The sequence below is a fragment of the Marinifilum sp. D737 genome (assembly GCF_026672275.1).
Taxonomy (GTDB): domain Bacteria; phylum Bacteroidota; class Bacteroidia; order Bacteroidales; family Marinifilaceae; genus Marinifilum.
In genome coordinates this window covers 1-18,804 of the sequence record NZ_JANQCD010000039.1, presented here as the reverse complement: position 1 = coordinate 18,804, position 18,804 = coordinate 1, and the positions used below count along the sequence as shown (strand labels likewise).

Sequence of the window (18,804 nt, the reverse complement as noted above, 5' to 3'; positions counted from 1 at the left end):
CAATTATATTTTTAAAATTAAAAAAAGAAAACTACTTTTGTGTGCGTATTTTCGCATGACAAAAATCATGCTTAATCCCTTTAAATTTATTGTTTTAAATAAATAGAAGCTAATAATATAATTGTTGTTAAGGATCCTGTTGTTTGGGACTTTAACGTTTAAAACTAAAAAGCGATAATTATGAGTACTAAGTACGTTTATACTTTTGGTGACGGTAAGGCCGAAGGTAAAGCAGATATGAAAAATCTGCTTGGAGGAAAAGGTGCTAACCTTGCAGAAATGAACCTAATCGGTGTTCCTGTGCCAGCAGGTTTCACTATCACTACTGAAGTTTGTACTGAATACAACAAGCAAGGAAAAGATGCTGTTGTAGAAATGATTAAAGGTCAGGTTGAGGCTGCTGTTATTGAAACAGAAAAAGCAATGAACGCTAAATTTGATTCTAACGATGGTTCTTTCCCATTGTTGTTATCTGTTCGTTCTGGTGCTCGTGTTTCTATGCCAGGTATGATGAATACTGTTTTGAACTTGGGTATGAATGATGAGACAGTAAAAGTTATTGCTGAAAAATCAGGAAACGAAAAATTTGCTTACGATTCATATCGTCGTTTCATCCAGATGTACGGTGACGTAGTAATGGGTGTTGAAGCTGAAGAAGGTGAGCACTGTCCATTCGAGCAAGTTTTAGATAAAGTAAAAGAAGCTAATGGTTACGCTTCTGATGCTGATATGACTGTTGAAGATTTGAAAGCAGTTGTTGAAGAATTTAAAGCTGTAGTTAGAGCTAAGGCTGGAAAAGATTTCCCAACTAATCCATGGGATCAGCTTTGGGGATCTGTTTGCGCTGTATTCGATTCATGGAATACTGAAAGAGCAATTCTTTACCGTCGTATGGAGAACATTCCAGAGGAGTGGGGAACTGCTGTAAACGTTCAGGCTATGGTATATGGTAACATGGGTGAAACTTCTGCTACAGGTGTATGTTTCTCTCGTGATGCTGCTACTGGTGAAGATTTATTCAATGGTGAGTACTTGATCAACGCACAGGGTGAAGACGTTGTTGCTGGTGTTCGTACTCCACTTGAAATTACTACTATTGGTTCTAAGCGTTGGGCTGAGCGTAACGGTACTTCTGAAGCTGACCGTGCTGCTAACTTTGCTTCATTAGAAGAAGCTATGCCTGAGCTTTACAAAGAACTAGATGCTGTTCAGCAAAAATTAGAAGATCACTATAAAGATATGCAGGATATGGAGTTCACCATTCAGGATGGTAAACTTTGGATGTTGCAAACTCGTAACGGTAAGCGTACTGCTGCTGCTATGGTTAAGATTGCTGTTGATATGATGGAGCAAGGTTACTTCGATGCGAAGACTGCTTTATTACGTCAGGAACCAAACAAATTAGATGAGTTATTGCACCCAGTATTTGATACTGCTGCTCTTGCTTCTGCAAAAGAACTTTCTAAAGGTTTGCCAGCTTCTCCAGGTGCTGCTACAGGTCAGATCGTATTCTCAGCTGAGGATGCTGAAACTTGGGCTGAAGATGGTAAAAAAGTAATCTTGGTACGTCGTGAAACTTCTCCTGAAGACTTGAAAGGTATGAACGCTGCTGTTGGTATCTTAACTGAACGTGGTGGTATGACTTCTCACGCGGCTGTAGTTGCTCGTGGTATGGGTAAATGTTGTATCTCTTCTGCTGCTGGTCTTGTTGTTTCTGGTAAAGTAATGACAATTAACGGAGTTGAGTACAAAGAAGGTGATTTCATCTCATTGAACGGTTCTACTGGTGTTGTTTACGAAGGTGAAGTAGCTACTATCACTCCTTCATTAGATGGTGATTTCGGTAAGATCATGGATCTTGCAGAAGCTAACACTCGTATGTATGTTAGAACTAATGCTGATACTCCAGCAGATGCTCAAACAGCTCGTAACTTCGGTGCTAAAGGTATCGGTCTTACTCGTACTGAGCACATGTTCTTCGAAGGAGATCGTATCTGGAAGATGCGTGAGATGATTCTTGCTGAAGATGTTGAAGGTCGTAAAGAAGCATTGGCTAAATTATTACCTATCCAGCGTGAAGACTTCTACGGAATTTTGAAGGCTATGGACGGATTCGGAGTAACTATTCGTTTACTAGATCCACCATTGCACGAGTTTACTCCAAACGATGATGCTTCTCAGAAAGAAATGGCTGAGATTACTGGTATCGACGTAAAAGTGATTAAAGAAAAAGTTGAATCTCTTCACGAATTCAACCCAATGTTAGGTCACAGAGGTTGTCGTCTAGGTAACACTTACCCAGAAATTACTGAAATGCAGGCTCGCGCTATTATCGAAGCTGCTTGTGACTTGAAGAAAGAAGGTCTTGATCCAAAACCAGAAATCATGGTTCCATTGATCGGTACTATCAAAGAGTTGAAGATGCAGGAAGAAATCATCCGTTCAACTGCGAAAGTAGTATTCGAAGAAAAAGGAGTTGAAGTTGATTACATGGTAGGTACTATGATCGAGATTCCTCGTGCTGCATTAACTGCTAACGAAATTGCAGAAGTAGCTGAATTCTTCTCATTCGGTACAAATGACCTTACTCAGATGGCATTCGGTTACTCACGTGACGATGCTGGTAAATTCTTACCAATCTACATCGAGAAAGGTATCTTGAAGCAAGATCCATTCCAGGTTCTTGATCAATCAGGTGTTGGTCAATTGGTTGAAATGGGTGCTAACAAAGGTCGTGCAACTCGTTCTGATCTTAAATTAGGTATCTGTGGTGAGCACGGTGGTGAGCCATCATCAGTTGAGTTCTGTCACAGAACAGGATTGGATTACGTATCATGTTCTCCTTTCCGTGTGCCAATCGCACGTTTAGCTGCTGCTCAAGCAAACTTGAGATAATCTGATAGAAATATCGATTTAATATATAGAAGGCTGCCTCTTTTGAGGTGGCCTTTTTTAATGTATTACTTCGTCTGTAATTAATTTCGAACGGGAGCTGTCGATCCGACGCGATTCGAGTCACACAGTTGATTCGGAGAACCGAACAGTATCGGATTGACTTGATTCTTTTGTTTACTTTTCTCATCAAAGGAGAAAAGTAAAAGCCAAACGGCTTGAGTGGTAAAATGAAATTTATGACTGACAGTAGGTATCTGTGGTGAGCGCAACCATTGTTGGGTGAGCCATCATCAGTTGAGTTCTGTCACAGAACAGGATTGGATTACGTATCATGTTCTCCTTTCCGTGTGCCAATCGCACGCTTATACCGATATGTATTTTAATAATGAGTCGCTTCACTTTGTTTGCGATTCATTTTAAAATATCCATCGGCATTGCCAGATTATTTAGCAGAAGGCAAGCTGCTGCTCAAGCAAACTTGAGATAATCTGATAGAAATATCGATTTATATATAGAAGGCTGCCTCTTTTGAGGTGGCCTTTTTTGATATCTAGACGCAGATCGAGTATGATAATTATGATTTTCGCTGATTATAATTGGTAGGAAGTTTAGCCTCTTTGCATTTGAATTAAAAATCCCAATATCATGTGATTTAGAATAGAGTACTTTTTTCTTTCTTTGTAGCCATAAAAATTTATAAAAGGATTTAAAATATGAACTGGAATCTGAAACTTCGAAACTGGCACCGAGATTTCTCTTACTTCTATGCAGGACTATTAATGGCATTTTCAATTTCTGGGATTGCTTTAAATCATCGTCATTCCTGGGATCCGCGTGACTATGTATATGATGCCGTGGATGTAAAATTTGATTTGCCCAAAGATAAAAATGCTATTTCGGATGAGTTTTTTCAAAAAGCTCTAAAAACTCAAGGCATTGAGTTAAAGTTGAATGGAACGGCATGGAGAAGAGGTGGATATAATCTCTATTTCGACAATGCTTATGCTTATATCAATCCATTTACAGGCGAAGGTCAGATTGAAAGTTTCAGAACACGTCCAATCTTAGGGCAAATGGTCGATTTACACAAATCGGCAAGTGATGCTTGGGTTTGGTATTCAGATATTTTTGCCATTTGTGTATTGTTGATCTGTATAACAGGATTGGTAATCACCAAAGGAAGAAATGGCTTTAAAAAACGAGGTTGGAAATTGGCTCTACTTGGTGTAATTATTCCTTCTGTTTTATGGTTTTTCCTATAAAAAGTAAGAATCAATAAAGGCTGCTTCAACTGAGGCAGCCTTTATTGATTCTTACTTTTTGCCTTGAACTTTGATCGTGCTAATCAATTGAATGTTGTTAATGTCAGTATAATCGTATTGGAGTAATCCTTCCGGAGAAATTACTACCAGGATATTTCCCAATGGAATTACATCGTAAGGAGTTAAATCGGTAAATGTACTTAGGTGATTTGCGGCAATGTTTAATGGATCAGATTTGTCGTAGATTTTTAAACCTGCTGTCCCATCGCATACAAAAAGTAAGTCACCATCAATTCCTAATCCATATGGATTTTTCATTGAATACGATTTTAGAAGACTTGGAGTACTTAAATCGCTAATGTCAACAACATCAAGCTGACTGGTATTCTGCCCACACCAGTTTCCTGCTCGTAAAGTGATATAGGCATACTCATCATCCACCACAACAGGATCACAACTCTTAAAATGAGAATATTCCGATACATATTCGGGTGCAAATGGATTGCTGATATCGTAGATATACATTCCCTGGTTGGCACCAAAGAAAAGATGATTGTTGTATGCAAAAACAGTTTCAATTCCCCATCCTAAATTTAAACTTCCACTAAACATTGCTTCGTTTGTGTTTGCTATGTCGTAGATATTTAAAGCATATGACGATTTTAGGGTATATAAGGTATTTCCCTGAATCATGAATCGAGCCATGGAACCAGCTTTACCAATATTTGAACCATTGGTTTTCGAACTGGCTTCAGCCGCTGAGTTTGTCATGTAATCGTACATTGGGTAATACCTTGGTTCCTGGTATTTTTCGCTGGTACGCTTTACTTCCCAACCAATTACAATGCCATTTTTAGGATCGATATCACCATACCTGTAATTATTGTTTGTTGGCGGCAAACTGTAAAAGAATACATCGTCAAACCGGTTACTTTCTGTTACCTGATCGATATTACTAATATCGATAACCACCAAATCGGTGTAAGAATCGGCATATAGCATATTGTCCTTTATTGCCATATCAATATTTCCGGGTATGGTAATAAACTTTTCTGTAACCGGATTGGAAGGATCGGAGTTATTGATTACATGGATGCCCTGGAATTTTTCATTTATCAATATATAATCTCCATAGAAATATATTTTACCTGTTTCTTTCATATTTCTTGAACTTTCCGATTTTACTGCATTTTTAAAATCTGCGGTACTCATATATACCGGTTCATTAATGGTATACTCATGGGAAATGTCATCATCGCATGAGAACAAGCATACACCTATGAATAGTATCAATGAAGTTTTGATTATTGTTTTCATATCAATTGGATTTAGGGATTAGATTTTAACTTTTTCAATATAACCTATAGATGCATGCGGATCATATAGGTTGCGTGTAAGTTTTTGAAAATTAAATGGTAGTGCGACGCAACCAAATTTGATTTGTTCCATCAAAAGAGAAACAATATGAAGAATTATGAAGACTATAAGCCCATTGTTAAAACCGATCTTTTCGTTTGTATTTGTTATTTTACTAAGCACTCAGGTAAGTGCACAAAAAAAAATTGATGTTGTCCAACTCAAGAATGGCAATGTATTAAAAGGAACTATTGTAAGACAGGTTCCCGGTAAATTTCTTGAATTGAAAACACTGGATAAAAATTTCTGGAAATTTGATATGGAAGACATTGCTGAAATAAGGTACGAAAGGAAAAGGATGCCAAAGTTTAAACAAGACAGTCTTACCATTAGAGATCAAAAAGTTTTTGTTGACGCTAAATTTGGAGTTTTACTTGGCAGTAATGGGAATGAAAACGAGGCTCCTTTTAGTTTGATGTGTTCGGCAAATTACCTCTTTAAAAATGGCATATCATTGGGAGGCGGTGTTGGTTTAGAAACCTTTGAAGAAACCCAAATTCCTTTATTTACAGATATTCGCTACCATTATAAAATTAAAGGATTTAATACATATCTGTTTTGTCAGTCAGGTTATTCTTTTGCACTTGAAAATAGAGAAAATACAAATTATTACTACAACAATGATGAAGAGATAGACAATAAAGGTGCCTGGTTAATAAATCCGGGAATAGGTGTTATTTTTAGTGGAAAAGGAAGCACAAGTTTTAGCCTGGGATTGGGTTATCGATACCAGAAAAATAAACTCACTTGGTATAATGATTACACCAATGATAAAGAGATTTTACGGGAGGAATTTAATCGGCTGAGTATTCATTTGGGAATATTATTCTAAAAATGTTGTCTCTTATACGAGTTGTTTAAGTAATTATTCTTACTTTCAAAATCAGGAGTTTTCCTGATTTTTTTGTTTAAACAAGAACGGATATGACTATTCAAATTGGACGCTTTTCGTTTCGAGGACCTTTTTCAAACTTGGATGAGATTAAAAATCGTCCTGGTTTATATATAATTCACAAGAACGAAGTTGATATTATTCCTATACTTATAAGTGAAACTCCACTTTTAAATGGCACCATTACTGAAGAAATTCGGAAGAAAGGATTAATTCTTGGAAATAATTGTTTTGTTTCTGTGTACAATACATTTTGTGCTCTGCAGTTAGATAGAGTCGAAATGGTACAGGAATTAAATGATATCTTCCAATTAGAGAGTAAATAAGCCTATCCTTTAATAATACCACCAAATCTTGTCGAACAGATAAAATTCTGAATGGATTTTATATCTTTGCAATTCAAAATTATTATAAATAATATCTGTTGGCACGAATTTTAGCAATTGATTACGGAAGAAAAAGAGTTGGTTTGGCAGTAACCGATCCTATGCAAATAATAGCAAATGGATTAGATACTGTGTCTGCCAAGGATTTGCTTGACTATTTGGAAAAATACATGATAAATGAAGAGGTAGAGCTTTTCGTTGTTGGTTATCCAAAGCAGTTGAACAATGAGGATAGTGAATCGATGAAGTATTTGAAACCATTCTTAGGGAAGTTAAAGAAGAAATTTCCAGATATTCCCATAGAAATGGTGGATGAGCGATTTACTTCAAAAATAGCTTTTCAAACTATGATTGATGGAGGTTTAAAAAAGAAACAACGTCAGGATAAAGCTATGATTGATAAGGTGAGTGCCACAATAATTTTACAATCGTACATGGAAACCAAACGAAACATGTTTTAGATTGTTTGTAGCGTAAATAAGATTATAAAAATGATATTACCGATTACGATTTATGGCCATCCTGTTTTAAGAAAGGTTGCCAAAGATATTGACAAGGATTATCCTGATTTGGAAAAATTTAAAGCAGATATGTGGCAAACCATGTATTTTGCTGATGGTGTAGGTCTTGCAGCACCACAAGTAGGGAGATCAATTAGAATGTTTGTGATTGATTGTTCAACTTTTGCGGAAGAAGAACCTGAATTGGAAGGTTTTAAAAAGATGTTCATTAATGCAAAAATAACCGAACGTACTGGTGAAGAATGGACCATGTCGGAAGGATGTTTGAGTATTCCAGGCTTGAATGAAGATGTGAAACGTCCGGAATCCATTAAAATTGAATACTATGATGAAAATTGGGAATTTCATGAGGAAGAGTATTCGGGATATGCTGCCAGAGTAATTCAACACGAATATGATCATCTGGAAGGAATCATGTTTACCGATCATTGTGCTCCAATTAAGAAGCGACTTTTAAGAGGAAAACTTGCTGGTATATCGAAAGGAAAGTTTAAAGCAAAATATAAATTTACACTTCCAAGATAAATTATCACCCTACCAATTCGGTAGGGTTTTTTAATGCTCATTCGGCTTAATTGATAGACTTATATCAGTTTTTATAAACTGATAAACTGTGATGTTATTAATAATATTTAAACAATTTTCACATTGTTCCGTATTAGCAGATATTGTTTAAACCACTAATTAAAATCTATATACTATGAAAAAATTGATTCTACTACTTATTTTATTTGCACCATTTCTGGGCAAATCGCAGGATATCGAACAGTTTCTGTTAGCAGGAACAGAGGATGCTTCGAAGTTGACCGAAAAATACGTAAATCCAGTATCTAAAGGCTTTATGTATGGATTGAACAATGGTTGGTATTCAACAGCCAGAACTCACAAAAAATTAGGTTTCGACATTACTTTGGTTGCTAATTTGGCGCAGGTGCCAAGCTCTGATGAGGTGTTTCAGTTTGTAGAAAGTGATTATTCAAATATTACTTTGCTAAGTGGATCTTCAGAAATTCAAACCCTGATGGGAGGAGAAAACAATACAACTCTTGCAGCTAGAATTGAAACCGATATGGGAGATTTTAAGTTGACAAATTTTACCATGCCAGATGGTATTGGTGATGATTTACCAATGAATGCTGTTCCATCTGCTACATTGCAGGTCGGTATTGGTATTCCAGGAATTAATTCAGATTTAAAAGTACGATACTTACCTAAAGTAGGATCTTCCGATTTGGAAGTTGGAATGTTTGGTATTGGTCTTCAAAAAAGCTTATCTAAAATGTTGAAGATTGATAAAACTCCAGTTGATATCTCAGCTTTAATTGCATACACACAATTAACAGCAGAGTATGATATTCAGGAAAATTCTGGATTAAATGGTTCGGGGCAGATGATGGAATTCAAAACCAATGCGTATACATTTCAAGCCATTGCATCGGTAAATTTAAAATTGATTGAATTTTATGGAGCAGTAGGTTATAACACTGCGAAAATGGATGTGGACATCAAAGGTTCTTACGATTTAGAATATACTTTGGAAGGTACAGGTGAAACTAAAAAGGAAACTGTTGTAGATCCAGTATCAGTTGATTTTGATGCCAGCGGTGTTCGCGCAACGCTTGGTACCAGATTAAACCTAGGTTTCTTTAAGATATTTGGTGATTATACCATTCAGGAATACAATACAATAACCGGAGGTATAGCATTTAGCTTTAGATAAAGACAATTAATGTGCGAAAGCACTCTGTATAATAACCTGAGTTCAGGTTTATAGTTAGATAAGTCCTTGTTTTTTAGCAAGGACTTTTTTTTTAGAGTAGGAATTCTTAAATTCAATTGAGCATAAAATGTGTAAATATGGATTTACGGGAACTACTACGACAATATCCTTTTCTGAGAGTTCTATTTTTCCTGATAGTTGGGATTTTTATAGCTGAACGGTTTGATGTCTCCAATAAGTTGACTCTTATTCTGCTTTTCTTAGGTGTGGTTTTAATGCTTCTGTTTGTGATGGTTCCCAAATTAAAGAAGTCATATAAAATAAGACCTGCCTTTGGTTTAATAGTGATCATCTTATTTACAAGTTTAGGAGTTTTTAGAACTCAAGTTGTTCAGGAAAGCATGTTTTTGAGTGAAGTAGACTCATGTGAAGCTTACCAGTTAAAATTAATTGAAAACCCCGTTGAAAAAGCGAATACATTTTCGTGTGTTGCAAGAATTACTGAATCTGTAGATAAAAATCGGACTACCAAAGAGACTGCTAATATCATTTTATACTTTAAAAAGGACAGCCTGGTAAACCAATTGAATATTGGTGATCGATTATTAATTAATTCTAATGTGGAGCGTGTTAAAAATGCGGGAAACCCAAATGAATTTGATTACTCGGGCTATTTGAAAACTCGTCATATTTTATATTCATCCTATGTAAACAGCACAAATTGGCTTAAGCTTCCCATTGATCATCAAATGAACATTCGTGTATTAGCTTGGAAATGGCGTGACCAGCTTTTGCAAATATATCGCGATAACGGAATTACAAATGAAAGTTTCGATATTTTGGCGGCTCTTACCTTGGGGTATAAAACAAGCCTCGACCCTGAAGTAAGGAAAGCATGGGCCGATGCAGGAGCTATGCATGTTTTAGCAGTATCTGGATTACACGTAGGGATCATTTATTTGGTTATGAGTTACCTCTTAAGTTTCTTGCTAAAAATAAAATATGGACGATGGATTCGCACTGTACTTCTCTTAATCATTCTTTGGCTGTATGCCTTAATAACAGGCTTGTCACCTTCAGTTATGAGGGCAGCGTGCATGTTTAGTTTCATTGTTGTTGGCGAGGCAATGAAACGTAAGGGAGGAGTTTTTAATTCTCTTGCCGCATCGGCCTTTTTTCTATTGCTTTATAATCCTTACTTGATTTTCACTGTTGGATTTCAATTCTCATACTTAGCAGTTGCAGGAATCGTATTCTTACAACCCCAATTTGACAAGTTACTTTTTATACGAAATCCTATTCTGAATAAGTTGTGGCAATTAACTACGGTTGCCCTTGCAGCACAAATTGCTACCTTTCCATTAACCATTTACTATTTTAATCAGTTTCCTTCCTATTTTCTATTATCAGGTTACGTGGTAATCTTAATGGCAGGTATACTAATTTACCTGTCTGCACTGTTGCTAATATTCTCTCAGGTAGAAATACTATCAAATATACTTGGGTGGATTCTTCAGTACTTAATTAAAATATTGAACCAAATTATTGTTTGGATACAGGAATTGCCAGGAGCCGTTATTCATTCGCTTAGTTTTTCTTCATTTCAAGTTGTATTGTTATATGCTTTAATTATTAGCTTGATTTTTATTGTGATTTTACGCAGAAAAATGGCTGTTTATGGTTTTATGATTCTGCTTATCTCTTTTCAGATACCAGAACTTTTAAAACATTTTCAACCTAAAAAACAGGAATTGATCGTTTTTAATGCGGGAAGGAATGCATTAATAGCATTTAGGAGTGGAAATCAGGTTAGTTATTTGTGTGATAGAGATATGGAAATTTCAAAACAGAAGTTCTTGGCGAATAATTATCAAGTTCAAAATCACCTGGATAAACTCAAAACTGATACAATACAAGACGTAGACTTTAGAGAATTTGCAGGTAGTAAATTATTAATTCTTCAAAAGAATAATGATTTCTCTTTGGATCTATTAACTCGTCTTGATCCAGATATTATCCTAATAAGAAAATCAGGATTAAAAAAAACAGAATTCTTAACAAAAAATCAGATAAATTCTGCAATAGTTATTGATGGATCTGTATATAAAAATGATTTACAACGATTGCACAGTGCTAATGTAGATAGCATGTGTAATTTATTTGTTATAAAGGAGAGAGGAGCTTTTGTTGTTGATTTGTCTTCGGATTAATTGTATTGGTGTACAAAAATATAGTATTTAATTAATGCCTTTGATTTTAGATTCTGATTTGGTAATTTAGAGAGCTTGGCTTTTTAATTTTTTTTAACGATTTATTATCGAATTTGCTCGATATTGTGTTAATTTGCCTCGAATTTTTCCAAAAATATTAGTTAACGGAATAAAGATATGAAGATTGTTATTGCCGGTGCAGGAGCTGTTGGAACTCATTTGGCGAAGATGTTGAGTCATCAGGATCATGATATAATTTTATTGGATCAGGATGAAGAAAAATTGAAAGAAGTTGATTCCCATTTGGATTTATTAACCATTGTGGGGTCTAGTTCTTCTTTGAAGGATTTGAAAGAGGCAAGTGTTAAGAAGGCTGATTTATTTATTGCGGTAACGCAATCAGAAACAACCAATATTACCTCTACCATTCTTGCTAAGAAATTAGGAGCAATAAAAACAATTGCACGTATTGATAATCAAGAGTATTTAATTCCGGAGAATAAGGAATACCTTCAAAGTTTAGGGATCGATGAGTTGATCTATCCTGAAAAATTGGCTGCAAAAGAGGTGATAAGCTATTTGTCTCGCTCAGGTACTCGTCAGATGTATGAATTCTCTGGCGGAAAACTTCTGTTATACGGAATCAAGATCAGCAGTAAGTCTATTATAATGGATAAAACCATGGCTGAAGTGGCTGAAATGACCAGTGATGTTGATTTTCGTGCTGTAGCAATCAAGCGTGAGGATATAACAATTATTCCAAGAGGGCATAATCGTTTCTCAAGAGGAGATTTGGTTTTTGTTGTCAGTAAGCCTGAAAGTATGGAAAAAGTAATGCTTTTGGCCGGAAAACAAAAGTATGAAGTGAAGAATGCTATGATTCTTGGTGGAAGTCGAATAGGACAAAAAACCGCCATGGAATTGGGACGTAAAATGAATCTGAAACTTCTGGAAATTGACAAGGAAAAAAGCTTAAAGCTAGCAGATAGTTTGCAAGATGCATTGGTGATTAATGGAGATGGTCGAGATAAGGAATTGCTTAAAGAGGAAGGAATTCATAAAATGGATGCCTTTGTGGCGGTAACAGGAAATTCGGAAACCAATATTTTGGCTTGTTTGCTTGCGAAGAAAATGGGAGTTCGAAGAACCATTGCCGAAGTTGAAAATATCGATTATATTGATCTTGCCGATAATATTGGAGTAGGAACCATGATTAACAAAAAGCTTCTAGCTGCAAGTTATATTTATCGTTTCACCATGGATGCTGATGTTCAGCATTGTAAATGGCTTACTGTTTCGGATGCTGAGGTGATGGAGCTTACCGCGAAAAAAGGATCGAAAATAACCAAAGCTGCATTAAAAGATATTGATTTTCCGGATGATGCCAACATTGGAGGAATCATTCGCGATGATGATAGTATTATTGCAACTGGAGATACTCAAATCTTAGCTGATGATAAAGTGGTTGTATTTACTTTACCTTCAGCTATCAAAAAAGTAGAGAAATTTTTTAAATAAGATATCAAAAGAGCTTACAAAAGCTCTTTTTTAGTTAACAACTCATCTTCTTCCAGAGATGGGTTTTTCTTGGTGTTATGAATTTGAAATTTGTTTTTTATTTAATGTCGGTGCTAGCTCTAATCGAATCAATATTTATGATTCTTTGTGCACTGATATCGTTTTTCTATTGTGAAGGTGATTTTGGGTGTTTCTTAAAGTCAGCATTTATTACATTAGTAGTTGGAGGAATTCTTTTTCTATTAACGAAAAACCATAGGCAAGAGATTCACAAGCGTGAAGCTTTTCTTGTAGTCAGTTTGGTTTGGGTGTTTTTTTCGATATTTGGAGCACTGCCATATTGGATCGGATCATATGTTCCTTCTTATACAAATGCTTTTTTTGAAACAATATCAGGTTTTACTACTACAGGTGCATCAGTAATTACTGATATTGAATCATTACCACACGGTATTTTATTTTGGAGATCACTTACTCATCTTCTTGGGGGAATGGGTATTTTGGTTTTAACCGTTGCCATTTTACCAATTTTTGGTTTTGGAGGAATGGCAATGTTTAATGCTGAAGCAGCTGGTGTTACTGTTGATAAACTTCACCCACGCATTAAAGAAACAGCCAAAAGACTATGGGGGATTTATATGCTTTTAATTGCATTGGAAATTCTCTTTTTGATGTTGGGAGGCATGGGATTTTTTGATTCAGTTTGTCATTCTTTTGGAACATTGGCATCAGGAGGTTTTTCTACTAAGAATGATAGCATTATGGGATTTTCGCCATACATTCAATATGTAATTATCTTTTTCATGTTTTTGTCAGGGGTTAACTTTACGCTTCATTATTTTGCTATAAAGGGAAATCTAAAAAAGTTTATTCAAAATCAGGAATTTAAAGTTTATTTAGGATTAATTCTGTTGATAACAGCAATCATTACCTTAACCCTAACTCTTAAAAATCATGCTCCTTTTGAGCATTCATTTCGTGATGCACTTTTTCAAGTTGTTTCGGTTATTACCAGTACTGGTTTCGTTAGTGCCGATTATTCAGCCTGGCCTTCTTACTTATGGATGCTTATTTTTGGTTTAATGTTTACAGGAGCTTGTGTTGGATCTACATCAGGTGGAGTGAAAATTCTTCGTCATTTGCTTTTGTTTAAAAATAGTTTTTTGGAGTTTAAAAGAATGATTCATCCCTCAGCAGTAATACCGGTTCGTTATAATAATGAGGCAATTGGAAAAGATATCATATTCAAGATACAAGCTTTTGTAGTAATGTATTTTACTATATTTTTTGCAAGTACCATTGTATTAGCTTTTTTAGGATTGGATTTCATATCATCCATGGGAGCAGTGGCAACTACGATGGGTGGAATTGGTCCAGGTTTAGGAAAAGTTGGACCAGTTGACAATTTTGCAATGCTGCCAGATGCATCAAAGTGGGTGCTTTCATTCTTAATGTTGCTTGGACGTTTAGAGTTATTTACCTTATTAATTATATTTGTACCTGCTTTTTGGAAGAATCAATAAGTAAATTTTTATAACAAGTAATAGTCATTTATCTTTGGCTAAAACCTCAACCTAAATTCTGTGATTAAATATAAAATTATATTAAATATACTAGGGAAGCTTTTGGTTGGCGAAAGTTTCTTTCTTTTCATTTCATTATTGGTTTCATTATTCTATCAGGGAGATGACACTACTGCTTTTTTGAAAGCAGGATTAGTAAGCTTTGCCGTAGGAGCCTTCAGTTATTTATTGTCAAAAGGTGTACAAAAAGATTTAGGTAAAAGAGAAGGGTATATCATTGTAAGTTTAGTTTGGGTTGTGTTTTCCATATTTGGTTGTTTGCCCTATTTATTTAGTGGGGCAATACCTTCGGTAACGGATGCTTTTTTTGAAACCATGTCGGGTTTTACTACCACAGGCTCATCTATATTGAATAATATTGAGGAGTTGCCTCATGGTATTTTGTTTTGGAGATCGTTAACTCAATGGATGGGAGGTATGGGAATTATTGTTATGTTCCTTGCCATTTTACCTACTTTAGGTATTGGAGGGCGAGAGCTGTTTGTAGCAGAAGTTCCCGGACCTGCACCAGATAAGCTTACTCCAAGAATTAAAGAAACAGCCAGAAACCTTTGGGGATTGTACATGCTTTTTACTGCAGTAGAAACAATTCTTTTGTATGCAGGAGGAATGAGCTTTTTTGATGCCATAAATCACTCATTAACAACTATGGCAACAGGTGGATATTCAACTAAACAGGCCAGTGTGGGATTTTATACATCTCCATATATCCAATATACAATTATCTTTTTCATGTTTGTGGCAGGTACCAACTTTACCCTTTCATATGGTATGATAACTGGACGTTTTACAAAGGCTTTTAAAGATGAAGAGTTTAGGTTTTATACCTTGGTTGTATTATTTTTTGCTTTTGTAATAACCCTTGGTTTAATTGCTGCAGGTAATGTGACTGGAGAACAAGCATTCAGAGATGCACTGTTTACTGTAGTTTCTATCATTACAACAACAGGATATGCTACGGCAGATTACCTGCTTTGGTCTCCATTTTTGGGTATGCTAGTTTTCGTTTTGTTCTTTGTTGGCGGATCAGCCGGTTCAACTGGAGGGGGAGTTAAGGTGGTTCGTATTTTATTGCTGTTTAAAAATAGTTTTTACGAACTAAAAAGATTGGTTCATCCCAATGCTGTAATTCCGATTCGATACAATTCGAAAGTTGTAGATCAAAAGATCGTAACTCACATTTTGGCTTTCTTTGTTTTCTATATTCTAATTTTCATGTCGTCGGCTGTATTAATGTCCTTCTGGACTCCTGATATTTATTCTGCTTTTAGTGCTGTGGCTACAACATTAGGAAATATTGGACCAGGTTTTGGAGAAATTGGTCCAATGGAAAATTTTCACAACTTGCCTGATTTGGCTAAATGGTTCCTTGCTTTCCTGATGATGTTGGGAAGATTAGAGTTGTTTACTGTGTTGGTGCTATTTTCTCCTTCATTTTGGAAGCATTAAACCGAAGATCTAAAACTTTTCTTCGATATTCGAATATTTCATTCAACTTAGATTTTATAAATAGACTATTTGCAATAGCTCCTAAAAATCCCAAAGGAGGTCGATAGGATATAATGTCCTTCATAATTACCCCATTGGGCATTTGTTCAATAATGTGTTGGTGGTGCCATATCGAATAGGGGCCAACACGCTGTTCATCTACAAAATAGGATTTGTCACGTACCTGTGTAATTTCTGTTACCCAAGTGGTTTTAATGCCTAAAACAGGACTTACTTTGTAGCTAATAATCATGCCTGGATACATTTTGTTATCCATTAAATCGGAAGTAATATCGAAGCCCATGTATTTGGGGGTAATTTCTTTTAAATTGATTGGTGAAGAAATATACTCCCAAACATCGTCAATGTTAGCATGTAATATTTGCTCTTTATAAAATTGATAAAATGACATAAGGAATAATTTTATTTGCTAATTTATATGAATATGAGAATTAGTTTAATTCATCTATTTGTAATGAATCCAAGCTAACCTAAAAACACCTTAAGCCAGAAAAAGTTCATGAGTTAAACTCTGCAGTAATGCGCTCTAATTGCATATTGATAAATTTCAATTAGGTAATTGCCTTAGTTTTGAAAAAAAATGTTGCAAAGAAATTGGAGGAAAATTACCTGTGATTGTTAGGAATTATAGAACGTTGTAAATCAATTAATGTTTTTCTTTTATCATTAAAAAGTAAATATTAATCATGAAAATATAACATTTTAAAATTTACTTCGTAAATATTGTCGTTATATTTACAAAATAGAATCATCTATACATTTTAAACAATCTTTAATTTAACTCATGGAGAATATAGAAAAGTATAATCATCTTATTGAAAAAGAAATTGAGAAGTATAAAAAAGAGTCAAATAAGGTGTTGACGAAATTTGAAAAAAGTTTTGGCAAAGGGAAAATGGTGGTAACTCATCATTTTGAAAATGTAGCAACCGAATTGATACGTTTGGTTAAAACAGATTTTGAGAATGCTGGATATTATCCTGAATTTATTGGAAATAGACCGGGAGGTCATATCGTTTTGAGAGTAAGCTTACTAAAGTCTTCAGGAAAAGTAGCATAATTTCATAGATTTGTATAAAAAATGCCGATAAGATTATTCTTGTCGGCATTTTTGTTTCTTATCAAATTAAAAAATAAGCTCTCCAATTCCAGGTCTTATAATTTCAAAGTCTCCATTTGTACAATCTATAATTGTTGAAGCTGTATTGTTTCCGTAACCTCCATCAACTATCAAGTCTACATCTTTTTTATACTTTTCATCGATTAATTCAGGATCAGTAGTGTATTCAATTACTTCATCTGGATCGTGAATGGATGTAGTCATGATAGGATTTCCCAATTCTTCGACAATTCGCAATGGGATGTAATGATCAGGAACCCTAATTCCTACAGTCTTCTTTTTGCTTTTAAATAATTTTGGGACATTGTTGCTTGCAGGAAGAATAAATGTAAAGGCTCCTGGTAAGTTTTTCTTCATTATTTTAAAAGAAGAATTGTCAACTTTCGCATACTCCGATAAATTACTTAGGTTACTACAGATAAGAGAAAAATTTCCTTTCTCGGCAGTAGTTCCTTTTAATTTGGCTATTCGTTGTATCGCTTTGTTGTTAGTGATATCACACCCAATAGCATACACAGTATCTGTGGGATAAATAATTATTCCACCATCTTTAAGTACATCAACTATTTTCCGAAACTCCCTGTGATTGGGATTGTCGGGATACAATTTTAAAAGCATCTTGTAGTGGTTAAGGATTATTTCGGGATTTAAAGATATAAGTTTCTATCTATTCACAGTCCTATGCTAGCTTATTTATTTTCAGTCCAAAGCATATAATTGTAATATGTATAAAAGAAGAAAGGAGTGCTATTGCACTCCCTTGATTATTTCATTTGAATTATATTAGCTGTTCAATTTATTGTAATCGGCTAAAAATTGTTCTAAACCTCTATCAGTTAAAGGGTGCTTTAAAAGACCTGTAATTGCATTTAATGGACATGTTGCTACATCAGCTCCAGCTTCAACACACTGTATAATATGCATTGTATGGCGAATGGAAGCAGCTAAAACTTGTGTCTCAAATCCATAGTAATTATTCATATCAGCAATTTGACGAATTAATTCAATACCATCGGTTGAAATATCATCAAGTCTTCCAACGAAAGGAGAAACATAAGTTGCTCCAGCTTTTGCCGCTAGCAATGCTTGTCCTACCGAGAAAATTAAAGTGCAATTTGTACGAATGCCTTTTGAGCTTAGGTATTTTACAGCTTTAATACCATCCTTGGTGCAAGGAACTTTAACCACAATCTGAGGATGTAATGCTGCCAATTCTTCTCCTTCAGAAATCATTCCGCCAAAATCAGTTGCTATAACCTCTGCACTAACATCACCATCAACTATATCGCAAATATCAACATAGTGTTGTTTGATGTTTTTTTCTCCTTTGATTCCTTCTTTAGCCATAAGAGAAGGGTTGGTAGTTACGCCGTCAAGAACTCCTAAATCTTGTGCTTCTTTAATCTGATCAAGATTAGCTGTGTCAATAAAAAACTTCATTTTACGATTTTTAGTTTGTTTTTAAGTTGAAAACGAAAATACACTAAATTCTTATGAAGAACAAAGCCATGCCAGGTTTAAACAAATAATAAAATAAGAAGTGAAATAATTTTGTATCGATTTGATTCGAAATAAAAGTTGGTAAGATAAAAAAAAAGTCGGTGGAGGGACTCGAACCCATCCCGAATCTTCGGGACTGATTACAAATCAGCTTTGATTTGTATTGGTTCAAATCGCAACAGCGATTCTTTTTTTTTGAGCCGATGGAGGGACTCGAACCCACGACCTGCTGATTACAAATCAGCTGCTCTAGCCAGCTGAGCTACATCGGC

At 35.1% G+C, this 18,804-nt stretch carries 16 protein-coding genes and 1 tRNA gene; 12 read left to right on the top strand and 5 right to left on the bottom strand.

Annotation, left to right across the window (positions count from 1 at the left end; translation table 11 throughout):
• The first annotated feature begins 180 nt into the window (after window positions 1–180).
• Window positions 181–2,895 (top strand): pyruvate, phosphate dikinase, encoded by a 2,715-nt coding sequence (gene ppdK, locus NQ163_RS17705; RefSeq protein ID WP_268191668.1) that lies wholly within the window; start codon window positions 181–183, stop codon window positions 2,893–2,895.
• A 713-nt stretch (window positions 2,896–3,608) separates the two neighbouring features.
• Window positions 3,609–4,157 carry a PepSY-associated TM helix domain-containing protein gene (locus NQ163_RS17700; protein WP_268191667.1) on the top strand — a complete coding sequence of 183 codons (549 nt, stop codon included), beginning with the start codon at window positions 3,609–3,611 and terminating at the stop codon, window positions 4,155–4,157.
• Between the two features lie 51 nt (window positions 4,158–4,208).
• On the opposite strand, the gene NQ163_RS17695 is transcribed toward NQ163_RS17700, so the two are convergent.
• Window positions 4,209–5,474 carry an LVIVD repeat-containing protein gene (locus NQ163_RS17695; RefSeq protein ID WP_268191666.1) on the bottom strand — a complete coding sequence of 422 codons (1,266 nt, stop codon included), beginning with the start codon at window positions 5,472–5,474 and terminating at the stop codon, window positions 4,209–4,211.
• A gap of 157 nt (window positions 5,475–5,631) precedes the next feature.
• On the opposite strand from NQ163_RS17695, the gene NQ163_RS17690 reads away from it, so the two are divergent.
• The 9 genes from NQ163_RS17690 (at window position 5,632) to NQ163_RS17650 (ending at window position 15,852) form a co-directional block, all read left to right on the top strand.
• The gene (locus NQ163_RS17690) at window positions 5,632–6,405 is read left to right on the top strand and encodes a hypothetical protein (RefSeq protein WP_268191665.1); all 774 of its coding nucleotides are present in this window, start codon (window positions 5,632–5,634) and stop codon (window positions 6,403–6,405) included.
• A gap of 92 nt (window positions 6,406–6,497) precedes the next feature.
• Entirely contained in the window at window positions 6,498–6,791 is a 294-nt protein-coding gene (locus tag NQ163_RS17685) for a hypothetical protein (RefSeq protein WP_268191664.1), read from the top strand.
• A 98-nt stretch (window positions 6,792–6,889) separates the two neighbouring features.
• Entirely contained in the window at window positions 6,890–7,312 is a 423-nt protein-coding gene (gene ruvX, locus NQ163_RS17680) for a Holliday junction resolvase RuvX (protein WP_268191663.1), read from the top strand.
• 30 nt (window positions 7,313–7,342) lie between these two features.
• Complete coding sequence (def, locus tag NQ163_RS17675; RefSeq protein WP_268191662.1) at window positions 7,343–7,897, top strand: peptide deformylase; 555 nt, start codon at window positions 7,343–7,345, stop codon at window positions 7,895–7,897.
• 175 nt (window positions 7,898–8,072) lie between these two features.
• Window positions 8,073–9,092 (top strand): DUF6588 family protein, encoded by a 1,020-nt coding sequence (locus NQ163_RS17670; protein WP_268191661.1) that lies wholly within the window; start codon window positions 8,073–8,075, stop codon window positions 9,090–9,092.
• A 137-nt stretch (window positions 9,093–9,229) separates the two neighbouring features.
• Window positions 9,230–11,302 (top strand): ComEC/Rec2 family competence protein, encoded by a 2,073-nt coding sequence (locus NQ163_RS17665; RefSeq protein WP_268191660.1) that lies wholly within the window; start codon window positions 9,230–9,232, stop codon window positions 11,300–11,302.
• 177 nt (window positions 11,303–11,479) lie between these two features.
• Complete coding sequence (gene trkA, locus NQ163_RS17660) at window positions 11,480–12,820, top strand: Trk system potassium transporter TrkA (protein ID WP_268191659.1); 1,341 nt, start codon at window positions 11,480–11,482, stop codon at window positions 12,818–12,820.
• 137 nt (window positions 12,821–12,957) lie between these two features.
• Complete coding sequence (locus NQ163_RS17655) at window positions 12,958–14,343, top strand: TrkH family potassium uptake protein (protein ID WP_268191657.1); 1,386 nt, start codon at window positions 12,958–12,960, stop codon at window positions 14,341–14,343.
• Window positions 14,344–14,403: 60 nt separating this feature from the next.
• Window positions 14,404–15,852 (top strand): TrkH family potassium uptake protein, encoded by a 1,449-nt coding sequence (locus NQ163_RS17650; protein ID WP_268191656.1) that lies wholly within the window; start codon window positions 14,404–14,406, stop codon window positions 15,850–15,852.
• Here NQ163_RS17650 and NQ163_RS17645 read toward each other — a convergent pair.
• Window positions 15,809–16,303, bottom strand: a complete 495-nt coding sequence (locus NQ163_RS17645) for an SRPBCC family protein (protein WP_268191655.1) — start codon at window positions 16,301–16,303, stop codon at window positions 15,809–15,811. The two genes, NQ163_RS17650 and NQ163_RS17645, sit on opposite strands and share 44 nt — an antisense overlap.
• A 393-nt stretch (window positions 16,304–16,696) precedes the next feature.
• On the opposite strand from NQ163_RS17645, the gene NQ163_RS17640 reads away from it, so the two are divergent.
• On the top strand, window positions 16,697–16,972 hold the full coding sequence (locus NQ163_RS17640) for a hypothetical protein (protein WP_110360408.1): 276 nt from the start codon (window positions 16,697–16,699) through the stop codon (window positions 16,970–16,972).
• 66 nt (window positions 16,973–17,038) lie between these two features.
• Here NQ163_RS17640 and NQ163_RS17635 read toward each other — a convergent pair whose 3' ends face one another.
• The 3 genes from NQ163_RS17635 to NQ163_RS17625 all read right to left on the bottom strand — a co-directional run bounded on the left by NQ163_RS17635 (window position 17,039) and on the right by NQ163_RS17625 (window position 18,804).
• Window positions 17,039–17,650 (bottom strand): L-threonylcarbamoyladenylate synthase, encoded by a 612-nt coding sequence (locus tag NQ163_RS17635; protein ID WP_268191654.1) that lies wholly within the window; start codon window positions 17,648–17,650, stop codon window positions 17,039–17,041.
• A gap of 165 nt (window positions 17,651–17,815) precedes the next feature.
• Window positions 17,816–18,472, bottom strand: a complete 657-nt coding sequence (fsa, locus tag NQ163_RS17630) for a fructose-6-phosphate aldolase (protein WP_268191652.1) — start codon at window positions 18,470–18,472, stop codon at window positions 17,816–17,818.
• A 258-nt stretch (window positions 18,473–18,730) separates the two neighbouring features.
• Window positions 18,731–18,804 (bottom strand) — tRNA-Thr (locus tag NQ163_RS17625).